Raw genomic sequence first — 19,565 nt, forward strand, 5'->3', positions numbered from 1 at the left:
ATGCTACCGGATCACGCCATTAGAAATGATTGGGAATTCGGAAAATTCCGGAATCAGCCAGCTCGGATCGTATTTTACACCCGCCAAATACAAACCGGCTGCGGAAAAAGTTGGCGCTGCAAACGTCCGGTTTTTGTGTTTAAGAAGCTCGTCAATCCAATCGGCAGAATATTTTCCTTTGCCGATATAAACAAGGCAGCCGATAATATTTCGTACCATATGGTGAAGGAAAGAATTCGCGCGCAAATCAAAAATCACAAGATTTCCTTGGCGAGCAATGTTCAGATGTGTAATCGTTCTCACCGGTGATTTTGCTTGGCACTCGGCAGCCCGGAAAGATGAAAAATCATGCTCCCCGATTAAGAATTTCCCCGCTGCTTGCATTTTCTCCAATTCCAGCGGCACATGAAACCAGCCTACCTTGTTGTAATGAATCCCAGGTCTGGCTGATTGATTCAACAAAAAATACAAATATCGCCTTTCAACCGCACTATAGCGTGCGTGGAAATCGTCAGAAACTTCGCCAGCCCACAAAATAGAAATATCATTAGGCAGGAAAGCGTTAACACCACGCACCCAAGCACTCATGGGACGACAGACCAATGTATCAAAATGCACGACTTGATAAAACGCGTGAACACCGGCATCCGTCCTTCCTGCCGTCACAATCCGAATGTTTTCCTTCGCTATTTCAGACAGCGCCTTCTCTACTGCGTCTTGAATTGCGCAAGACTCTGATTGACTCTGCCAGCCACAATAGTTGCTGCCGTCATATTCCAAGACTAATACGATACGCACAATTGAAATATTTTTCTCGCCAATTGGTTACGATCCGTGATCAGCCTTTTTAATGATAACCCTACAAGCTCTTCAACATTTTTTTGGCAATTTTTATTTGTTTCGCATCACCATCGCGAATGACTTCTTCCAGCATTTCTCGAGCGCCTTCTTTGTCATCCATTTCTTGGTAAGCTTTTGCCAGATCGAGTTTTGTCTCAACCTCCTGCCATTGCTCGCTATTGGTTTCCAGATCGGCCGCTTCTTCCACTTGATCGGCTTGGCCAGATTCTTCGAGATTTAAATTGATATCTGCCAAGTCGATAGCCGGAACCTCAGGAGAAGAATCAAGCGTGGTCTCTTCAGGTTGATCAAAATCAATTGCAGGACTCAAGGAATCGGATTCATCGCTCAGCACCAGCTCATCTTTCTGGGTTGTGGATTTATCATCTTCCAAATCCATGTTCGCAGAATCGAATTCCAATACGATTTCATCCTGATCAGTATCTGCACCCTTTGTTGCTGCAGTACTTCTTGAATCTTCAGCTTCTGTATCGGCAGCAACATCCAGTGAATAGTCCAAACTCCCGTCATCTGCAATCAATTGACTGATTTCATCATCCTCCGGCAATTGCGCTGATGTCCGTTTTGTTTCTTCTTCAGACCCGGTATCAAGATCAAAATCGATTTCATTGGAGAAAGCCGCTGCTGAATCATTTGAAGCGGATTCAACCGGTTGTTCGACGCTATCCTCAAGGTTCTCTTCGAGATATGCTGAGTCCAGCGGTTGTTCCGTTTGCATCGTTACGGTATCGGATTCGGCATCAGCCACGGCGACGATGGATTCCGATCCTTCATCGAGAACGTCATCATGCTCTGTAAAATCGGTCCCGCCATGATCGAATTCATCTTCTCGATCGGCTGGTTCCGAATAAGAATGGGTATCTTCATAAGTAGATTCTTCGTCCCCCGTATCGGAAGAAGCCGGCGATTCATCATCATCCACAGCCGCTGCTGCAGTGGCTGCAGACGCGCCTGCCATTGCCGCCATTCTGGAACGCATGGCGGAAGAAAAACCTTCTTTATTAATTTCTTCCTCGTCATCGCCTTCCAGTTGTTTTCTGCGTCTTCTGATAATCAAGAACACCAGTAGCAGCGCCAATATCGACGCACCCGCAACATATTCAATATTTTCGAAGAGTAATTCGATCAAACCCGGCGATTGCTCATCTTCCGCTGGAAGCGGTGCAGGGCTAGCTGCAGGTAATGGCTCCTGGTCAGGTTGTATTGCGGCACTATGCTCTGCTTCCGCTGGCAAAGATTGTATTTCAGGTTCCGTCATTGCTCCGGCAGGTACGTCAATCACAGCGGGGGCCTGCGTTTCGGGTTTTATCGACTGCGTGACCGATTCAGCGTTAACTTGGGCTTGCGCCAGAACCGAATCTTTCAATTCCAGCAGATGCTTAAGATTCGCTATGCTTTTTTCAAGCATGGCAACACGTTCGTTAGCTTCCTTCAACGCCAGATTTCTTGCGATCGCATCTTCTTCCATCATCCGCAAACGATCAACCAGGCTCGAATCAGCAACCTGACCATCCTTATCCGGTAATTGCATACCGCTCGACAATTTCAATACTTCCTTGGGTGCATCGGCGGCCATTGATTTCTTATCAATAGTCGTCGTAATTTGCCCTTGATCCGATTGGCTGATGGCATGCGTTTTTGAGGATTCTCTGCTGGCGGTTGCCAATTTTGATTGATATTGCCGCCAATCATTAGTCTGCATCTTGACTTCGGCGCTTGCTGTGGTGGTGTCAATCGAAGCGATTTCAGCTTCATCAGGAATATTCAGAATCGCGCCGGCCTTAAGCAAATTCATGTTGTTGGCAATGAATGCATCGCGATTGGCGCGGTGGAGCGCCACCAGCATTTGGTTCAGATTGACTCCTGGCGGCAATACCCGGCGCGCTATCGACGATAGCGTATCTCCACGGCTAACCGGTCCATACGTTCTGGCGCCTTGCTTGGTTCCACCACTATCTCGCGCTCTTGTCCGTGTGTTTGATTTTAGATTGCTTCCACTTTCCTGTATGTCATCGGACTCCAATCGGGAAGTAGCAATCTGCGGCGACTGGCTTGTCGATGCCGCAGCGAAATTCTGGGTAGTCGATTCAACCGGATCAAGCAATACGGTATATTCACGCAGAATCTTGCCGGATGACCAGCTCAATTCAATTAGAACCATTAAAAAAGGATCATTGACAGCTTGTGGAGAGGTCAACTTGACATAAGGATTGCCATTTACCCTTGACTCCACTGACACTTTGACAGTCGATAAGACGGATTCGTAGCTTATGCCCGCTTGAGCAAACGCCTCTCGGGTTGCGATACTGGCTTTTAGAGTGGGGACCTCATCACTGCTGGTAGAGACAATATCAATCTCAGCATTTAAAGGTTGCCCCAATGCTGAATTAAGCGTCAGCTTGCCCAGCCCTGCGGCATAAATGGCAGCCGGTAGCATCAGAATGATTACAAACAAGCTTACTCTAAAAGATGTTTTATACACTGAAGTACCCTCTCAAGTTTTTGAAAATTAATATCGGAAGGCTAGCATTGTGGCGTAATCATACAAGCCGGAATTATGCATTAAATAATAGGCTAATTTCTTTTATAAAGACTCTGATAGTTATTCAAAATACAAGGATTATCAACTGACTACGGAAATTAATGTTCGATCAATATCCGCAACATTCTTCGTAGCGGCTCGGCAGCACCCCACAATAATTGGTCACCGACCGTAAACACTGATAAATATTCGTCGCCCATCGCTAATTTACGCAAGCGGCCAACCGGTATGGATAGCGTGCCTGTCACCGCAGCAGGGGTTAAATTTGCTGTCGTTGCTTCGCGCTCATTGGGTACGACATGCACCCAGTCGTTGGATTTAGCGATGATGTCTTCGACCTCATCCAAAGGCACATCCTGTTTTAACTTGATTGTTAATGCTTGACTATGGCAGCGCATCGCACCAACCCGTACACAGATCCCATCGACTGGAATCTGACGGTTGCTTCTTCCAAGAATCTTGTTGGTTTCAGCTTGCCCTTTCCATTCTTCACGGCTTTGGCCGTTGGCAACTTCTTTATCAATCCAGGGTATCAAGCTTCCGGCTAATGGCACCCCAAAATTTTCTTTGGGGAAATTTTTATCGCGCAAGGTCCCGGCAACTTCACGATCAATATCCAGAATACTGGAAGCAGGATTTTCCAGCAAATCCTTTGCCACACGATGCGCTTCACCCATTTGCTGCAGCAACTCACGCATATTTTTTGCGCCGGCTCCGGAAGCGGCTTGATAGGTCATCGCGCTCATCCATTCCACCATGCCTTTTTCGAAAAGGCCGCCGACGGCCATCAGCATCAGACTAACCGTGCAATTTCCACCGATGTAATTTTTTACGCCATCATGAAGCGCCTGCTCGATCACTGGCTTATTGACCGGATCCAAAATAATCACAGCGTCTTTTTCCATCCGCAACGCCGATGCTGCATCGATCCAGTATCCTTGCCAACCCGCTTGGCGCAACTGTTTAAAGACTTGATTGGTATAATCGCCGCCCTGGCAAGAAATGATGATATCCATCGCTCGCAATTGATCGATATCGAACGCATCTTTCAGCGCGGGTATATCCTTGCCAATATCCGGACCCGCGCCACCTTTCTGCGAAGTTGTAAAAAACACGGGATCGATCAGAGAAAAATCCTCTTCTTCGCGCATTCTCTGCATTAATACCGAGCCCACCATTCCACGCCAACCGACAAAACCGACCTGTTTCATTGCAAATCTCTTATCCCAAAAAATATAACCTATTAAATACGGCTATCATATTAACAATACTAGCTTACTTTGCTAATAGATAACAAATAATTAGCGCACCAATTTCACTTCAATTATTGAATTACCGCAAAAAAAGCCTCACATCGACTGCAATACCGCATTGCCCATCGCTTGGGTGCCAACAGACTTCATTCCAGGCTCATCGATATCTTTTGTCCGGTAACCGGATGCCAGCACCTTTTTCACCGCATTTTCGATTCGTTGCGCGGCCTCTTCATGATTGAAGGTATAGCGCAACATCATCGCGACCGACAAAATCGTCGCCAATGGGTTAGCTAAGTCTTTACCCGCAAGATCCGGCGCCGATCCGTGAATCGGTTCATACAATCCTTTATTATTTTCATCGAGCGAAGCCGAGGGCAACATGCCAATCGAACCGGTCAGCATCGATGCTTCGTCAGATAAAATGTCGCCAAACATGTTACCGGTAACGATCACATCGAATTGTTTGGGATTGCGCACCAGCTGCATCGCAGCATTATCAACCAGCATATGGGATAGGGTCACTTGCGGGTATTGTTGCGCCACTTCTGACACAACATCACGCCATAACTGTGTGCATTCGAGTACATTCATTTTATCCACCGAGCATAATTTCCTTTGCCGTTTGGCCGCTGCTTGGAATGCCACATGCGCAATTCTTCTAATCTCCGATTCATTATAAATCATCGTGTTAAACCCGACACGTTGGCCATCCCGCGTATCAATGCCGCGCGGCTCGCCAAAATAAATATCACCAGTCAGTTCGCGTACAATCATGATATCGAGCCCGGCAACCACGTCATATTTCAGACTCGAAGCATTGGCAAGTTCCGGATATAAAATGGCCGGTCGCAGGTTTGCAAACAAATTAAGCGCTTTGCGGATTGCCAGCAATCCTCTCTCAGGGCGCTGATGGCGCGGCAATGCATCGTATTGCGGACCTCCTACAGCACCCAGCAGCACTGCATCCGCTTCGCTTGCCAGACGGTGTGTCGCTTCTGGATAAGGTTCTCCGGTTGCATCCACCGCACAACCGCCGATCAAGCCATGCTCCAACTCGATCTCAAGCCCATCGTTTTTAAGGCGATTCAGAACTCGTACCGCTTGCGCTACTATTTCAGGCCCGATTCCATCGCCTGCCAGAACTGCAATTTTCATCATGTTCTAATTATTTGAAAAATTGATACTTACAAAAATAACCAGGGCTGTTGTTCACGCCGCTTTTGCTCAAATTGCTTTATTTTTTCAGCGTGCTGCAGGGTCAAACCGATCTCATCCAGTCCATTCAGCAAACAATGCTTGCGAAACGGATCAATGTCAAACGGATACACTTCGTGACCGGGGGTCGATACATTCTGCTTCTGCAGATCAACCGTCAATTGATAACCAACGGTCGATTTAACTTCCTCAAACAACCGATCCAGCGCCGACTCGCTTAAAATAATCGGTAACAGACCTATCTTAAAGCAATTATTAAAAAAAATATCCGCGAAGCTGGGCGCGATAATCACTCGAAATCCATAATCCTGCAGTGCCCAAGGCGCATGCTCGCGACTCGACCCGCAGCCAAAATTTGCCCGGGCCAGCAAAATCTGCGCACCCTGATAGCGCGGTTGATTCAGCACGAAATCCGGGTTGGGCTGGCGCTTCGCGGGATCCATGCCGGGTTCGCCATGATCAAGAAATCGCCATTCGTCAAATAGATTCTGGCCGAAACCAGAGCGCTTGATCGATTTCAAAAATTGCTTGGGAATAATCGCGTCAGTATCGACATTGGCCCGGTCCATCGGAGCAACCAAACCGGTCAACGTATGAAATTTTTCCATTGATTTTTATATGAATAGAACAGGTTATTCTTACTGAAGCTGGCGTACATCGACAAAATGCCCTGCCACCGCTGCAGCTGCAGCCATCGCCGGACTCACTAAATGCGTCCGGCCGCCGGGACCTTGCCGGCCTTCAAAATTCCGATTGGAAGTCGAAGCACACCGCTCGCCGGGTAACAATCGGTCATCGTTCATGGCCAAGCACATCGAACAACCCGGTTCGCGCCATTCAAAACCGGCGGCTTTGAAAATTTGATCCAAACCTTCTTGTTCCGCCTGTTGCTTAACCAGGCCAGAACCAGGAACCACCAGCGCTTGCTTAATGTTTGCTGCGATCCGCTTGCCTTTCACGATATGCGCTGCGGCTCGCAAATCTTCGATGCGTGAATTGGTGCACGACCCGATAAATACCTTATCGATCATAATCTGCTGAATCGGCGTATTGGCAACCAACCCCATATACTTAAGCGCTTGTTGCATATCGTGGCGTTTCACGTCATCGCCGATGAGCATCGGATCTGGCACTACGCCATCAATGGTAGTCACCATCTCCGGCGATGTGCCCCAAGTCACCTGCGGCTTAATTTGCGCAGCATCCAGTCTGACCGTCTTATCAAACTGCGCGCCTTCATCGCTATGAAGCGTACGCCAATACTGAACGGCATTATCCCAGAGCCCACCTTGCGGCGCGAACGGGCGTCCTTTGATGTAATTGATAGTGGTATCATCAACCGCCACCATGCCGGCGCGTGCGCCTGCCTCGATCGCCATATTACAAAGCGTCATGCGGCCTTCCATCGACAACGCACGAATCGCGCTGCCGCTGAACTCGATGGCATACCCGGTGCCACCAGCGGTGCCAATTTCACCGATAATCGCCAAGGCAATGTCTTTCGCGGTTACCCCAAAGCCCAAAACACCTTCCACGGAGATACGCATGGTCTTCGATTTTTTCATTAGCAAACACTGCGTCGCCAACACATGCTCAACCTCCGATGTGCCGATACCGAACGCCAAACAGCCGAATGCACCATGCGTGCTGGTATGCGAGTCCCCGCAAACAACTGTCATACCGGGCAGCGTCGCGCCTTGTTCCGGGCCGATCACATGGACGATACCCTGACGCAGATCATTCATTTTAAATTCGGTAATACCCAATTCGTCGCAATTGTGATCCAGTGTCTCTACTTGCAAACGCGAAATCGGATCGTGAATACCCTGTGTGCGATCAGTCGTCGGAACATTGTGATCCGCTACCGCAAGAATCGAATTCAACCGCCAAGGCTTCCGCCCCGCCAATTTCAAACTTTCAAACGCCTGCGGGCTGGTCACCTCATGCACGAGATGACGATCGATATAAATCAGCGCCATACTATGCGGGTCTGCAGATTCGGTATGAACCACATGCTGGTTCCAAAGCTTGTCGTATAACGTTTGCATCTGGTAAAAGAAAAAACAATTAATTGATAATTATCCCATAAAGTTTACCGATTCAACAAATTGAGCAATGTGTCAGCAGCTAATGATTAAACGAATGCATCTTCCACGCAATTATCAGCAACCCTAATAAAGCCGTAACTGCACTGATAAAAAAGGTGATCTCCGCTCCCAGCCAATCCCAAGTATAACCACTCGAAACCGCCCCCAAGGCGCCGCCCAGACCATACGCAATGCTGGTATATAGCGCTTGTCCTTTTGCCTGATTGCGCCCTTTAAAAAAATAATGGATCACCATCATTGCCGCCACATGATGCGCACCGTATGTTGCCGCATGTAATACTTGCGCCATAATTAATACGACCGGCCAATCAACCCAACTGCCGATCAGCACAAACCGGAGCACGGCGCAAGCAAAACTGAACATCAAAATCTGCTTGAGACGGAAATGCCGCATCAACCAAGGCATGATGAAAAAAATGCCGATTTCACAAATTACGCCAATCGCCCATAGCCACCCAACAAATCCTTTGTCATAGCCATGCTCAACCAAATAAATCGAGAAAAAAGTGTAATAGGCACCATGCGCAAACAGCATTAACAGGCTGGAACATAAAAAGGCCATAACTTCATGACGCATGCAAATTTGCCGGATCGAATGAAATCCACTGGCATGGCTGATAATCTCTTTCTCCGGGATCTGATACGAAAATAAAGCGATACCTGCTTTCAGACCCAGCACGACCCAAAGCAACCAAATAATATCAACAACTTCCAGCAAATAACCAACGCCAACCACTGCCACCACAAATCCTATCGAACCCCAGGAACGGATCCGCCCGTAGCGATCGGTCGAATCGCCCAGATGTGACAAGGTGATAGCTTCCATCAAAGGCAGCGAAGCGCTCCAAAAGAAACTCATCAACAGCATGACTAAGAAAACCCAGGCAAACGATTCACCCCAGAAAAACCCGCCATAACTGATTAAGCCGCTGACAGCGGCCAATTGCACGACCCGTACCCGCTTTCCGGTATGATCCGCCAGCCACCCCCAGGCGGCGGGAGAAAATATCCGTGTCACCAGCAATAAAGACATAAGCACACCGATTTGCAGCGCATTAAAATTCAGCGATTGCAAATACAGACTCCAGTACGGCGAGAAAGCGCCAATAAAAGCAAAATAGAAAAAATAAAACCCGGATAAACGCCAGTAGGGAAGTGTCGGCATAAGTGTCAGTGAAAGCTGATAACGACGCGATTTAGATAAAATTACCCGACACGATGCCGGCAATAAATTTTGGAAACGACCTACTGCAATCGAAGTAAGTCTGGTTTCTTGAAATCGAGGATTTTACAAGAATTCGGATTACCGTTCAGCGATATACCATGATCTTGCGGCCATATCGTTTTACCGACCAATGACTGAATACACATCGATTGATGCGAATGATCCTGTTTCCCCGAAACCCGCTCCACGCCGTTAATAGTTGACAATCCATAAACCCTTCGATAGTCTCATTGATCTAAATCAACGATAATAATTCGTCAATAATCTAAGGAGAGCATGATGGAACTTAAAGGATCAAAAACCGAAGGAAATCTGAAAGCCGCGTTTGCCGGAGAGTCGCAAGCCAATCGCCGCTATCTGTATTTCGCTGCAAAAGCGGATGTGGAAGGCCAAAATGACGTAGCGGCCGTATTCCGTTCAACCGCCGAAGGCGAAACCGGTCATGCCCACGGCCATCTTGAATATCTGGAAAAATGCGGCGACCCCGCGACTGGCATGCCTTTTGGTGGGTCACGCGACAATTTGAAAACCGCGATTGCCGGTGAAACACATGAATACACCGATATGTACCCCGGCATGGCAAAAACGGCGCGCGACGAAGGTTTCGATGAAATCGCCGATTGGTTCGAAACGCTTGCCAAAGCGGAACGTTCGCACGCCAATCGTTTCCAGCGCGCATTAGATGGCCTAGCCGATTAATCGCGTTCAATCGCACCCTGAAACACCGGGGTTTATTCAATCATCGGATAAACCCCATCGCAATTACCCATCGTCTCTATAAAGCACATTGATCTATGGCCACTCGCGAAGGTAGTCTCGAAGCACCTACTCGTCATCCCATTGATTGGAAGAATCCGGATTTTTATGATGAAACCGGTTTAAACCAAGAACTGGAGCGAGTTTTTGACATCTGTCACGGCTGCCGGCGTTGCGTTAACTTGTGCACAGCTTTTCCGCGTTTATTCGATTTGATCGATGAAAGCACCACCGGCGAACTGGATGGCGTCGATAAAAAACAATTCTGGGAAGTGGTCGATCGCTGTTACTTATGCGATATGTGTTTCATGACAAAGTGCCCTTACGTGCCGCCGCATGAATGGAATATTGATTTTCCACATTTGATGCTACGTGCCAAAGCGGTGAAGTATAAACAGCAAGGCGCCAGCTTCCGCGATGAATTGCTTTCCAATACCGATTTGATGGGCAAGATTGCTACCATTCCGGTAGTCGTGCAAACCGTTAATGCACTGACTAACGCACCAGTAGCCCGTAAATTGCTGGATAGCACGCTTGGAATCCATGCCGAGCGAAAACTGCCGGAATACGCGGCCACAAAATTCCGCTCGAGCGCCAGACCCAACGATTCGTTTCCGGTCAGAAACGGTGCCCGCACCCCTGGTAAGGTCGCGATATACGCCACCTGCTACATTAATTATAACGAACCCGGCATCGGCCACGACTTGTTGTACATTCTGGAGCACAATGAAATTCCGGTCCGTCTGGTTGAGAAGGAAGCATGCTGCGGTATGCCGAAGCTGGAACTGGGCGATCTGGAAACCGTCGAGACGCTGAAAGATAAAAATATTCCGTATTTATTCCAACTGGCGCAAGACGGGTATGCCATTCTCTCCGCAGTGCCATCTTGCACGCTGATGTATAAACAGGAATTACCGCTGTTATTCCCGGATGATGAAGCGGTTCAGGCCGTTGCCGCCGCCATGTTTGATCCGTTCGAATACTTGGCGTTACGAAATCAGGATAATTTACTCAAAACCGATTTCAAGCAAGCGCTTGGAAAAATTTCCTACCATATTCCATGCCATCAGCGCGTACAAAATTTCGGAAAAAAAACCAAAGACATCCTGGAATTAGTTCCGGACACCAGTCTTAATGTTGTAGAGCGCTGCTCCGGCCATGATGGCACCTGGGGCGTGAAAACCGAGCATTTTGCCGATTCGATGAAAATCGGCCGCCCTGTTTTTAAACAAATGGCCGCCACCGAACCGGATTACATTAGCTCGGATTGCGCCATTGCAGCCCGTCATATCGCACAAGGAATCGGTGACAGCAAAGCGCAGAAACTGCATCCATTGACCTTGCTGCGGATGGCTTACGGTGCAGACACGGATTCGACGCCAGCTCCAACCCCCGAGCCAGCGGCTGCACACTCTCCCTCTACCAAGGATCGAACGATGCCGACTATTACCCGTGACAGCTTAATGACGCTCGAAGCTTATTCCAAAGTACGCAACGATTTCCGCGCCAAAGTCATGGCGCATAAAAAAACACGCAAGATCCATCTCGGCGATCATGTCACGCTCGTATTTGAAGACGAATTGACCATTCGCTATCAAGTCCAGGAAATGTTACGCGTCGAGCGAATTTTCCAGGAAGAGGAAATCGTTCACGAATTAGAAACGTATACGCCGTTGATACCGGACGGACATAACTGGAAAGCTACGATGATGATCGAGTATCCCGATCCCAACGAACGCGCAGCGCGATTGGCGACAATGATCGGTATCGAAGACAAGATCTGGGTCAAGGTAGCAGATCACCCGCCGGTTTACGCCATTGCCGATGAAGATCTGGAACGGGAAAATAGCGAAAAGACCGCTTCCGTTCATTTTCTGCGGTTCGAGCTGACCATTGAGATGATCCGGGCGCTGCGGCAAGGTGCGATTTTGAGCATGGGAATCGATCATCCGGCTTATCAAGCAACTGTTGAAGCCGTGGCTGCCGACATTCGCGCATCGCTGTTAAATGATCTAACCGAATGAAATCGCTCATTCTCATTGCCATCATTTGTATCTTGGCGCTATCGTCCTGCGCCAAACCTCCTTTTAAGGACGAATTCGAAAGCGACAAGCCGTGGGTTGAACAAGCAGCGCAATTACCTCCCTACCCCGAAGAGAACAATCTGCTCGAATTTAATGCCGGGGAGGCTACCAGCAACCGTTATTTCGTCGATGCCACATCGATCAAAATCGGTGAGGACGGCGTGGTACGGTTTGCACTTGTAATCAAATCATCCGCCGGCGCTAGCAATGTCAGCTTTGAAGGTATCCGCTGCGCCACCAATGAAAGAAAATTATATGCGCTTGGCAGGAACGACAGAACCTGGGCGCAACCCCGTGTCGCGGAATGGCAGCAGATCGATCTGGTCAGGCAATTTTATGCACAGCGCGAACTCTCCAGAAGTATCTTCTGCCCGTTCCGGCAAGCGCCCGGCAGCACCGAAGAAGCTGTTCAAGCACTCAAAGCGGGTGTGCATCGCAGTATCTATCGTTAAAGAAACAAAAAAATAGCAAAAGAACAACCAAAGAAAACGAAATCACGCGATAACGCGCGTAACACTATTTCGAAATTTTTCTAATCCGGTCTCCGTTTCTCCAAAACTCACCCCATGCAGCAAATCGTTTATACAAACGACTATTCAGTATTTTTCAAATAGTTTTCTAGCATCACCGATTGAAATTTCCCTATTGTGTTTAAGGGAATTAAAGCTCACACTCCGGGTAGGGGTAATTGCCTCATCGGATTCCCTCTACCAGCAGAACTCGTCATAAATTAACCCGAATCATTATTAACTTAAGGAAACATAACATGAATAAACGTTTTTGCCTGACACTGCAATGCGCAGTCAGTCTGTTTCTCCTGGGTTTTAGCAGTTGGGTAAGCGCCGAAGCCCCTGCGGCTTTGAGCGAAGCTCGCGTCGTAGCGCAATATAACTACATCATTCATATTCTCGCCATGCTATTGATTGGTTTCGGCTTCTTAATGGTATTCGTCCGCCGCTATGGATTTGGCGCTGTCACAGGTACCTATCTGGTTGTCGCTGTAGGTCTGCCGCTTTATATTCTGCTCCGCGCCAATGGCATTTTCGGGCACCAATTATCTCCCCATACCCTCGATGCCTTGCTTTATGCGGAACTGTCCGTTGCCACCGCACTGATCGCGATGGGCGCGGTACTGGGACGATTACGCGTTTTTCAATATGCCCTGCTGGCGCTCCTGGTAGTGCCGCTCTATTTATTGAATGAATGGCTGGTGCTCGATGACGCCATCGGATACACCACCGGATTCCAGGATTCTGCGGGATCGATTGTCATCCATGCATTCGGTGCGTATTTCGGACTCAGCATGTCGATCGTACTAACCACCGCTTATCAACGCAGCAAACCGATTGAATCGGATCATACTTCCGATCGTTTCGCGATGCTCGGTTCCATGGTGCTGTGGCTATTCTGGCCGAGTTTTGCAACCGCCTTGGTGCCCCTGGAAAATATGCCACAAACCGTTGCCAATACCTTGCTGGCTCTTTCCGGCGCAACCATTGCCACCTATTTCCTAAGCTCCAAGCTGCACGGCGGCAAAACATCCATGGTCGATATGGCGAATGCCGCATTGGCCGGCGGTGTCGCCATCGGTTCGGTATGCGATGTGGTTTCCCCTGGCGGCGCTTTCGGTATCGGTTTACTGGCGGGCGTTGTCTCCGTGCTCGGTTATGTCTTCTTGCAACCCGTGTTGGAATCCCGGTTCAAGCTCGTCGACACCTGTGGCGTGCATAATTTACATGGCATGCCAGGCTTGCTGGGCGGCATGAGCGCATTTTTGATTGTGCCGGATATCGCCATCGCGCAATTCAACGGTATCGTAATCACCCTGTTCATCGCGATTACCGGCGGCCTGCTGGCGGGCGTTATCATTAAAGCGACGGGCACCACGCGCGAACCCTATGAAGACAGCGTGGAGTTCACGCATCTTGAAGGCCCCGAAGCGGAAGATCTGCCGCAGCAATTGCAGACTCGCGTAGAAGTTCTGGAAACGCGCGTTGCCGCACCGAAACCGCAAGCTCCGGTTGAATCGCCGGACACAAGAGCGTTGATTGCGCGGCTGGAATCCCGCGTCATGATTTTGGAAAGTAATGCAGCCGCGGCGCAAAGCCATCGCGTTGACGATAATCCTCAATCATAGCTTCGATTTTCTGCAACTCAGCACCTCGCCAGGCCGAGGTGCTGTTTTATTTTTGACGAATCGATTATCGCTTAACCGCTTCAAACACCTTGCTGCCCGGGTAATAGGTTTTACCCCACGCCACCAATGCCTGCAATACCGGCGACAGATCTTCCCCTTTTTGCGTCAGCTGGTATTCGTAGCGCACCGGGTTTTGCTGATAGGCCTGCTGCGTCACAAATCCATCCGCTTCCAATTTCTTTAGCCGGTCAGCCAAAATATTGGTCGCGATGCGCTCGGGCGATGCCAGGAACTCCTGGTAACGTTTCTTACCCAGCAACAAATCGCGGATAATCAACAATGTCCATTTATCCCCAAGCTGATCCAGCGCGCAAGCAATCGGGCAACAAGATCGGTCAAAATTTGATTTATCGAATTCGTCGGTCATCGGTCAGTACATCTCATAAAGTAATTGTGTTTACTGTAAACCATCTACTTGCAACTCGCAAGCAAACAAGGTAAAGTCACTTGCACTAAACAAGCAATTATTAAAGAGGATCGCAAGCATGCTCACACTCTATCAATTCAGACGCACCTGGGGCATTCCGAATTTAAGCCCGTTTTGCTGCAAAGTTGAAACCTACTTGCGCATGGCCGGCATCCCCTACGATCTCAAGCCATCGCTGCCGCTCGGCGCACCCAAAGGCAAGCTTCCTTATATCGAAGATAATGGCGCCGCGATTGCTGATTCGCGCTTTATCGTCGACTATCTGAAAACCCATTACACCGATCTGGATCGGGAGCTAACCACTGCCGAGCTGGCTTTATCAACCGCGTTGCAGCGCTTATTGGAAGAACATTTGTTTTGGGCAGCGCTGTATTCGCGCTGGCAATACACCGAAGAAAACTGGCAAATCAACAAGCAAGCGATATTCGGATCATTACCGCCGATCATTCGCGATATCGCCGCCAGCCGCACGCGCAAAAAAATCCAGCGGCAAATTTACGGACACGGCACCGGCCGCCACCAACCGCAAGAAATTTTCGCGCTCGGCAAACAAGACATCGACGCATTGGCGATAGCGCTGGGCGATCAGCCCTATTTCTTCGGCAGCAAACCCGCCACCCTCGATGCTTCGGCATTCGGATTGCTGATCAACATCATCGGCTGCCCGATCGAATCGCCGCTCAAAGAACACGGCCTTGCCAAACAAAATCTCGTGCAATATGTCGAGCGGATCAAACAACGCTATTTTGGCAGCGACCAACAGCAGGAAACCTCTGAATTAAGCAGCGAGCAATGATCGAGATTTGATTCACATTCCGGTTGTGCTTATACAAATAAGCATTTTGAACTTGTTTTTAACGCCGTAGCGCAGCACAGATAGTTTTTTCAACGGCTTGAGAATCCAGATCGATCGAATCCCGCTAAGATCCTGTAAAATGGGATCTTAGTTTCTGTCTTTCCAATCCGCCCCAGTTCCGGTGCAAGCAACAGCAGCTTTTTACGACAATATTCATTCCCACTATCCAGGAAGCGAAATTTTCCAATGTCCATAGAAATCAAAGAGAAACCAAAATTCGCTATCGCCGCGGCGGTTCAATTGCCGAATGTCAGCGATGTCGAATTCGAATCGTCGCTGACCGAGCTGCGCGAACTCGCAAAGACACTGGGTTACACGGTCGTCAACACGTTCGTGCAAAAACGCGCCAGCTTCGACACAACCGCATACCTGGGCGTTGGCAAGCGCGAGGAAATCCGCTGCTACGTGAACCACGATTCTGGATCGGATGCGTCCGAGGAAATCGCCATCGAGTCAAATGGCCATGACATCAGCGCCCTCTTGGTCGATCACGAAATCTCACCGTCGCAGGCACGCAACCTTGAAAACGAGGTCGGCTGCGAAGTGATGGACCGCACCATGGTCATTCTTGAAATATTTCACCGCAATGCTCGCTCCCGTGCGGCGCGCGCCCAGGTGGAAATCGCGCGTCTCGGCTACATGGCGCCGCGCCTGCGCGAAGCCGCCAAGCTTGCCGGGCCGCAAGGACGGCAACGCAGCGGCACCGGCGGCCGGGGCGCCGGCGAATCGCACACCGAATTGGACCGGCGCAAAATCCGCGACCGAATCGCCGAACTCCAGCAGGAAATAGTCGCGATGGAAGCCGAACGCAAAATACAGCGCGCACGGCGGCAAGAACGCCAAGGACTCGCCAGCGTGGCGCTGGTCGGTTATACCAATGCCGGCAAATCCACCTTGATGAGGGCGCTCACCGGCAGCGAAGTACTGGTCGCCAACAAGCTGTTCGCCACGCTCGATACCACGGTGCGGGCGCTGCACCCGGAAAGCGTGCCGCGCGTGCTCGTCAGCGACACGGTCGGCTTCATCAAAAACCTGCCGCACGGTCTGGTCGCCTCGTTCAAATCCACGCTCGACGAAGCGCTCGATGCATCGTTGCTGCTCCACGTCATCGACGCCAGCGACCCCGGATTTGAGCGCCAGCTCGAAGTCACCCAGCACGTGCTTGAAGAAATTGGTGCGGACGACGTGCCGCGCATCCGCGTATTCAACAAGATCGACCATGTCGGTGATGTAGCGGCACAAGCCGAATGCGAAACAGATTTACGCACCCGGTATCCGGATTGCATCGTGATGAGCGCACGCAGACCCGACGATGTCGCGAAACTGCGCCTGAAAATCCTCGAATTCTTCCAGCAGCAACTGATCGAAACCGAGCTTTTCCTGCCTTGGACAGCCCAGCAACTCCGCGGACAAATCTTCACGAATTGTCAGGTACTGGAAGAACGCTCGGACAATGAAGGCACCCTCTTCCGGGTACGTAGCGAACCCAGCGCTATCGAGAGCTTACGCGAACAACTCAACCCGGTGGACGGTGTTCGATAGTTACCGGTAAGTGTAAGGTGTAAGAATTGGGGACAAGCCATCAAGATCGATGGATGGTGAATTTCTTAATCAAAATCAATGATTTTATAAATGCTGCTGAATATCCATGCGGCTATGCAGGACACGAACAATTTCAATTTGATCTTCTCCATTATGGCGATAAAAAATCAAATGCTATAAATTCTTATCTATTAGATGAAGGTTGAATGATCCTAATTGATCGCCATCTTCCAATTCGTCGAAAATGCCTTGTAAAGAATAATCAGACGCGCCGCTTTGCTCCCCTTCAATCAAGGCATGGCACAATGCTTCCAGCTTGGTTTCACGCTCCTCAAACAAATGCAACCCCGCCCGTAGTGGCTTCGCTGGCCGAGGCATAGTGCTCGGTTTCAACCCGGCACACCAGAAATTTCTCAAAATGCTCACCCAGCGTCACACTGGAATTTTTCTGTATTAGCATAAGAATTTCCATCAGATACTTCTCAATATCAAGTTGTACTTAATATTTATTGGTATTCCAAAACACAATTAATATCAGCGATAGTCAACTATGAACATCAAACTAATCAAACACACGAACAGATCGGATAGCTGATCAATATTGCTGAGATTTGATGATAATTCCCTTAAATAGCTTGTTGAAGCCATTATTTCTGAGTTAATGGTTGCGGTGTTGGTAAAGGTTTAGGCTTTGGTACTGGAATATCACCTCTTACACTTCTCGGTGGCGGAGGAGGCGGTGGTGCTGGTGGTTTGTTTGCTGTCATTTGCAACATCTCCTGTGTCGGCAATTTAAGAATTTCTATTTGCAATGGTTTTGAGTGATTGTTTTTATCAAGGCCATTTAGTTGATATAGAAAGAATGCTGTAAATGAGAGTACAGTAGTAACTGTCAATGCGACAGTCATTTTATATAAATTGTATGCTCTGGAATCATTATTGATTGTATTAATTGATGAAAATTCCACATAGTAATTATACAAATAATTGCGCATCCCTTCTTTGACTAAATCATCTTTGTCTTCGTATTCTGAGTAAAATTGAATTAACTCATTCCGATATGCCTCACTCTGCTTCGCTGTCGGAAGGAGTTTATCTGTATGACCGAACCATGATTTACTGAAAAAGAAAATTGCGAATGCGGTTGAGACACTAGCAAGAGAATAAAGTAACCAGAAACCCACTATCGCCACCCCTTCTGCATCACGAGATAGGTTTTGAAGCATAAAACCTAGAAATCCAAGAATAGCCACTAGTATGGCCAATGGGATCTGCAAACGTGAGTTCAGTTTATCTCTAGCTTCAATCTCATGGTAATACAGCTTTTCATAGAGATTAAATAATTGTTGTGAATCCATCATGCTTATCCTTGACAGGCTCTAATTCGTAGTTATATGAAGTATCGTTGAACATCTAGCCCTGTTTAATTAGCTCGGGGAACTACAGATACAGTATTAATAAATCAACGTATCATAAAGCACTTAAAAACATCAAGATAGTGACATGCCATCCTTGCCTTGCCCACGAAGAGTTTTCTCCTCAAATTTCTCCAGAAATTCCGATCGCGCTTCGCAAAATTGCCGAACCCGAGGGACGACCAATACAAACAATAGTTGATGAAGCTTTGCGGGAATACATTGAGCGTAAAGAAAAGGGGTTGCCTCATCACCCTACATTAGATGCTTTTGTGCAAAGTCTTAGCGAATTTGATCAGCTTTATCGCAAGTTAGCCAAATAACATCAGAAATTATCCTATTATTCAGCAACCGCTTTCCTAACCAGCGCAATCATCGAATCCGGCAACGCAATATGCCCATCCATTACAAATCGCCGAGCCTGAGCCGACATCTTGTTCCAGATTTTACGAATGATATCGATCCATTTCTGTTCGTCATATGCGGGGTGCTTGCTTGCCAAGTCGAGCAGGTAGTGTTCGAGAAAAACCAGCGCGGCGATGTCTTCCAATAGCTGGGTATCGGGGTTGGTTTTCAGCGATTTTTTGCCGACGGTTTGCGCTACGCGCGTGATGAATGCCTCGTCATACCCGGCTTTTGCCAGCAAACCGGCCACGGTATCGGCATGAAATTGGTTCAACGCGGCACGCCATTGGTGGTAGCCCTTACGATCCATCGGATAATCGCTGCGCGGTGATTTCCAGCGCCGGATATGTTGCGCGCGCACCGCCAGTTTCATCGCGTCATCGGCATCGGGCGCATAGCGTTCGAGCATGTCCGACATGCGGTGCGAATACAGCAGTTCTTTCGGCCAGTCTTTGCCCTCGCAGGTTTCCCGGTTCGGGTCTTCACGATTCGCCGCATCAATCAGGGCGATTGCTTGGTCAAAACGGTGTTGGGTCATTGCGTTGGCCGGTTGAGTTGAGAATTGCCGAAGAAGCATTGTTGATGTCATTATAATGGCAATCAGCAAATCCTACTGTTACGATCGAATGCAGCGCGGAAGCCAGCCCGTGGCATTTATCGATGATGCCCGATACCG

General features: G+C 48.8%; 20 protein-coding genes. 7 read left to right on the top strand and 13 right to left on the bottom strand.

Annotation, left to right across the window (positions count from 1 at the left end):
- Nucleotides 1-3 precede the first annotated feature (3 nt).
- The 7 genes from truA to ACV7NC_RS03495 form a co-directional block, all read right to left on the bottom strand.
- Nucleotides 4-798 (bottom strand): tRNA pseudouridine(38-40) synthase TruA, encoded by a 795-nt coding sequence (gene truA / locus ACV7NC_RS03465; protein WP_458154062.1) that lies wholly within the window; start codon nucleotides 796-798, stop codon nucleotides 4-6.
- Nucleotides 799-859: 61 nt separating this feature from the next.
- Nucleotides 860-3,316 (bottom strand): FimV/HubP family polar landmark protein, encoded by a 2,457-nt coding sequence (locus ACV7NC_RS03470; RefSeq protein ID WP_458154063.1) that lies wholly within the window; start codon nucleotides 3,314-3,316, stop codon nucleotides 860-862.
- A 185-nt stretch (nucleotides 3,317-3,501) separates the two neighbouring features.
- The gene (gene asd, locus ACV7NC_RS03475; protein ID WP_458154064.1) at nucleotides 3,502-4,614 is read right to left on the bottom strand and encodes an aspartate-semialdehyde dehydrogenase; all 1,113 of its coding nucleotides are present in this window, start codon (nucleotides 4,612-4,614) and stop codon (nucleotides 3,502-3,504) included.
- A 138-nt stretch (nucleotides 4,615-4,752) separates the two neighbouring features.
- Nucleotides 4,753-5,814: a 3-isopropylmalate dehydrogenase gene (leuB, locus tag ACV7NC_RS03480; RefSeq protein ID WP_458154824.1), complete on the bottom strand. Its 1,062-nt coding sequence runs from the start codon at nucleotides 5,812-5,814 to the stop codon at nucleotides 4,753-4,755.
- 29 nt (nucleotides 5,815-5,843) lie between these two features.
- A complete protein-coding gene (gene leuD, locus ACV7NC_RS03485; RefSeq protein ID WP_458154066.1) occupies nucleotides 5,844-6,482 on the bottom strand; it encodes a 3-isopropylmalate dehydratase small subunit in 639 nt (212 codons plus the stop codon).
- A 30-nt stretch (nucleotides 6,483-6,512) separates the two neighbouring features.
- On the bottom strand, nucleotides 6,513-7,922 hold the full coding sequence (gene leuC, locus ACV7NC_RS03490; protein ID WP_458154067.1) for a 3-isopropylmalate dehydratase large subunit: 1,410 nt from the start codon (nucleotides 7,920-7,922) through the stop codon (nucleotides 6,513-6,515).
- 79 nt (nucleotides 7,923-8,001) lie between these two features.
- Nucleotides 8,002-9,147 (bottom strand): MFS transporter, encoded by a 1,146-nt coding sequence (locus tag ACV7NC_RS03495; protein ID WP_458154069.1) that lies wholly within the window; start codon nucleotides 9,145-9,147, stop codon nucleotides 8,002-8,004.
- A gap of 339 nt (nucleotides 9,148-9,486) precedes the next feature.
- Between ACV7NC_RS03495 and ACV7NC_RS03500 the strand changes: the two genes are divergently transcribed.
- The 4 genes from ACV7NC_RS03500 to ACV7NC_RS03515 all read left to right on the top strand — a co-directional run bounded on the left by ACV7NC_RS03500 (nucleotide 9,487) and on the right by ACV7NC_RS03515 (nucleotide 14,184).
- Entirely contained in the window at nucleotides 9,487-9,906 is a 420-nt protein-coding gene (locus tag ACV7NC_RS03500; RefSeq protein ID WP_292923753.1) for a rubrerythrin family protein, read from the top strand.
- Between the two features lie 95 nt (nucleotides 9,907-10,001).
- A complete protein-coding gene (locus ACV7NC_RS03505; protein WP_458154070.1) occupies nucleotides 10,002-11,987 on the top strand; it encodes a DUF3501 family protein in 1,986 nt (661 codons plus the stop codon).
- Complete coding sequence (locus ACV7NC_RS03510) at nucleotides 11,984-12,499, top strand: CNP1-like family protein (RefSeq protein WP_458154071.1); 516 nt, start codon at nucleotides 11,984-11,986, stop codon at nucleotides 12,497-12,499. Before ACV7NC_RS03505 ends, ACV7NC_RS03510 begins: the two co-directional genes overlap by 4 nt.
- Before the next feature lie 314 nt (nucleotides 12,500-12,813).
- Complete coding sequence (locus tag ACV7NC_RS03515; RefSeq protein WP_458154072.1) at nucleotides 12,814-14,184, top strand: ammonium transporter; 1,371 nt, start codon at nucleotides 12,814-12,816, stop codon at nucleotides 14,182-14,184.
- A 64-nt stretch (nucleotides 14,185-14,248) separates the two neighbouring features.
- On the opposite strand, the gene ACV7NC_RS03520 is transcribed toward ACV7NC_RS03515, so the two are convergent.
- Entirely contained in the window at nucleotides 14,249-14,611 is a 363-nt protein-coding gene (locus tag ACV7NC_RS03520; protein ID WP_458154073.1) for a winged helix-turn-helix transcriptional regulator, read from the bottom strand.
- A 118-nt stretch (nucleotides 14,612-14,729) separates the two neighbouring features.
- Here ACV7NC_RS03520 and ACV7NC_RS03525 point away from each other — a divergent pair, with 118 nt between their 5' ends.
- Entirely contained in the window at nucleotides 14,730-15,467 is a 738-nt protein-coding gene (locus ACV7NC_RS03525) for a glutathione S-transferase family protein (RefSeq protein ID WP_458154074.1), read from the top strand.
- 246 nt (nucleotides 15,468-15,713) lie between these two features.
- A complete protein-coding gene (gene hflX, locus ACV7NC_RS03530; protein WP_458154075.1) occupies nucleotides 15,714-17,069 on the top strand; it encodes a GTPase HflX in 1,356 nt (451 codons plus the stop codon).
- Nucleotides 17,070-17,153: 84 nt separating this feature from the next.
- Here the strand turns inward: hflX and ACV7NC_RS03535 are convergent, their stop codons facing one another.
- The 4 genes from ACV7NC_RS03535 to ACV7NC_RS03550 form a co-directional block, all read right to left on the bottom strand.
- Nucleotides 17,154-17,240: a hypothetical protein gene (locus ACV7NC_RS03535; protein WP_458154828.1), complete on the bottom strand. Its 87-nt coding sequence runs from the start codon at nucleotides 17,238-17,240 to the stop codon at nucleotides 17,154-17,156.
- A 3-nt stretch (nucleotides 17,241-17,243) separates the two neighbouring features.
- Nucleotides 17,244-17,408 (bottom strand): type II toxin-antitoxin system ParD family antitoxin, encoded by a 165-nt coding sequence (locus ACV7NC_RS03540; protein WP_458154076.1) that lies wholly within the window; start codon nucleotides 17,406-17,408, stop codon nucleotides 17,244-17,246.
- Nucleotides 17,401-17,529, bottom strand: a complete 129-nt coding sequence (locus ACV7NC_RS03545) for a ribbon-helix-helix domain-containing protein (protein WP_458154077.1) — start codon at nucleotides 17,527-17,529, stop codon at nucleotides 17,401-17,403. Before ACV7NC_RS03545 ends, ACV7NC_RS03540 begins: the two co-directional genes overlap by 8 nt.
- Nucleotides 17,530-17,716: 187 nt before the next feature.
- Nucleotides 17,717-18,430 (bottom strand): hypothetical protein, encoded by a 714-nt coding sequence (locus ACV7NC_RS03550; RefSeq protein ID WP_458154078.1) that lies wholly within the window; start codon nucleotides 18,428-18,430, stop codon nucleotides 17,717-17,719.
- A 137-nt stretch (nucleotides 18,431-18,567) separates the two neighbouring features.
- On the opposite strand from ACV7NC_RS03550, the gene ACV7NC_RS03555 reads away from it, so the two are divergent.
- Complete coding sequence (locus tag ACV7NC_RS03555; protein WP_458154080.1) at nucleotides 18,568-18,807, top strand: hypothetical protein; 240 nt, start codon at nucleotides 18,568-18,570, stop codon at nucleotides 18,805-18,807.
- Nucleotides 18,808-18,824: 17 nt separating this feature from the next.
- Here ACV7NC_RS03555 and ACV7NC_RS03560 read toward each other — a convergent pair whose 3' ends face one another.
- Nucleotides 18,825-19,427 carry a DUF4202 domain-containing protein gene (locus ACV7NC_RS03560; protein ID WP_458154081.1) on the bottom strand — a complete coding sequence of 201 codons (603 nt, stop codon included), beginning with the start codon at nucleotides 19,425-19,427 and terminating at the stop codon, nucleotides 18,825-18,827.
- Between the last annotated feature and the right edge of the window lie 138 nt (nucleotides 19,428-19,565).

The organism is Nitrosomonas limosa (genome assembly GCF_054188085.1).

Coding starts and splice junctions, on each gene's coding strand:
- asd (WP_458154064.1), bottom strand. CDS start 4,614: ATGAAACAGGTCGGTTTTGTCGGTTGGCGTGGAATGGTGGGCTCGGTA.
- leuB (WP_458154824.1), bottom strand. CDS start 5,814: ATGAAAATTGCAGTTCTGGCAGGCGATGGAATCGGGCCTGAAATAGTA.
- leuD (WP_458154066.1), bottom strand. CDS start 6,482: ATGGAAAAATTTCATACGTTGACCGGTTTGGTTGCTCCGATGGACCGG.
- leuC (WP_458154067.1), bottom strand. CDS start 7,922: ATGCAAACGTTATACGACAAGCTTTGGAACCAGCATGTGGTTCATACC.
- ACV7NC_RS03495 (WP_458154069.1), bottom strand. CDS start 9,147: ATGCCGACACTTCCCTACTGGCGTTTATCCGGGTTTTATTTTTTCTAT.
- ACV7NC_RS03500 (WP_292923753.1), top strand. CDS start 9,487: ATGGAACTTAAAGGATCAAAAACCGAAGGAAATCTGAAAGCCGCGTTT.
- ACV7NC_RS03505 (WP_458154070.1), top strand. CDS start 10,002: ATGGCCACTCGCGAAGGTAGTCTCGAAGCACCTACTCGTCATCCCATT.
- ACV7NC_RS03510 (WP_458154071.1), top strand. CDS start 11,984: ATGAAATCGCTCATTCTCATTGCCATCATTTGTATCTTGGCGCTATCG.
- ACV7NC_RS03515 (WP_458154072.1), top strand. CDS start 12,814: ATGAATAAACGTTTTTGCCTGACACTGCAATGCGCAGTCAGTCTGTTT.
- ACV7NC_RS03520 (WP_458154073.1), bottom strand. CDS start 14,611: ATGACCGACGAATTCGATAAATCAAATTTTGACCGATCTTGTTGCCCG.
- ACV7NC_RS03525 (WP_458154074.1), top strand. CDS start 14,730: ATGCTCACACTCTATCAATTCAGACGCACCTGGGGCATTCCGAATTTA.
- hflX (WP_458154075.1), top strand. CDS start 15,714: ATGTCCATAGAAATCAAAGAGAAACCAAAATTCGCTATCGCCGCGGCG.
- ACV7NC_RS03545 (WP_458154077.1), bottom strand. CDS start 17,529: ATGCTAATACAGAAAAATTCCAGTGTGACGCTGGGTGAGCATTTTGAG.
- ACV7NC_RS03550 (WP_458154078.1), bottom strand. CDS start 18,430: ATGATGGATTCACAACAATTATTTAATCTCTATGAAAAGCTGTATTAC.
- ACV7NC_RS03560 (WP_458154081.1), bottom strand. CDS start 19,427: ATGACCCAACACCGTTTTGACCAAGCAATCGCCCTGATTGATGCGGCG.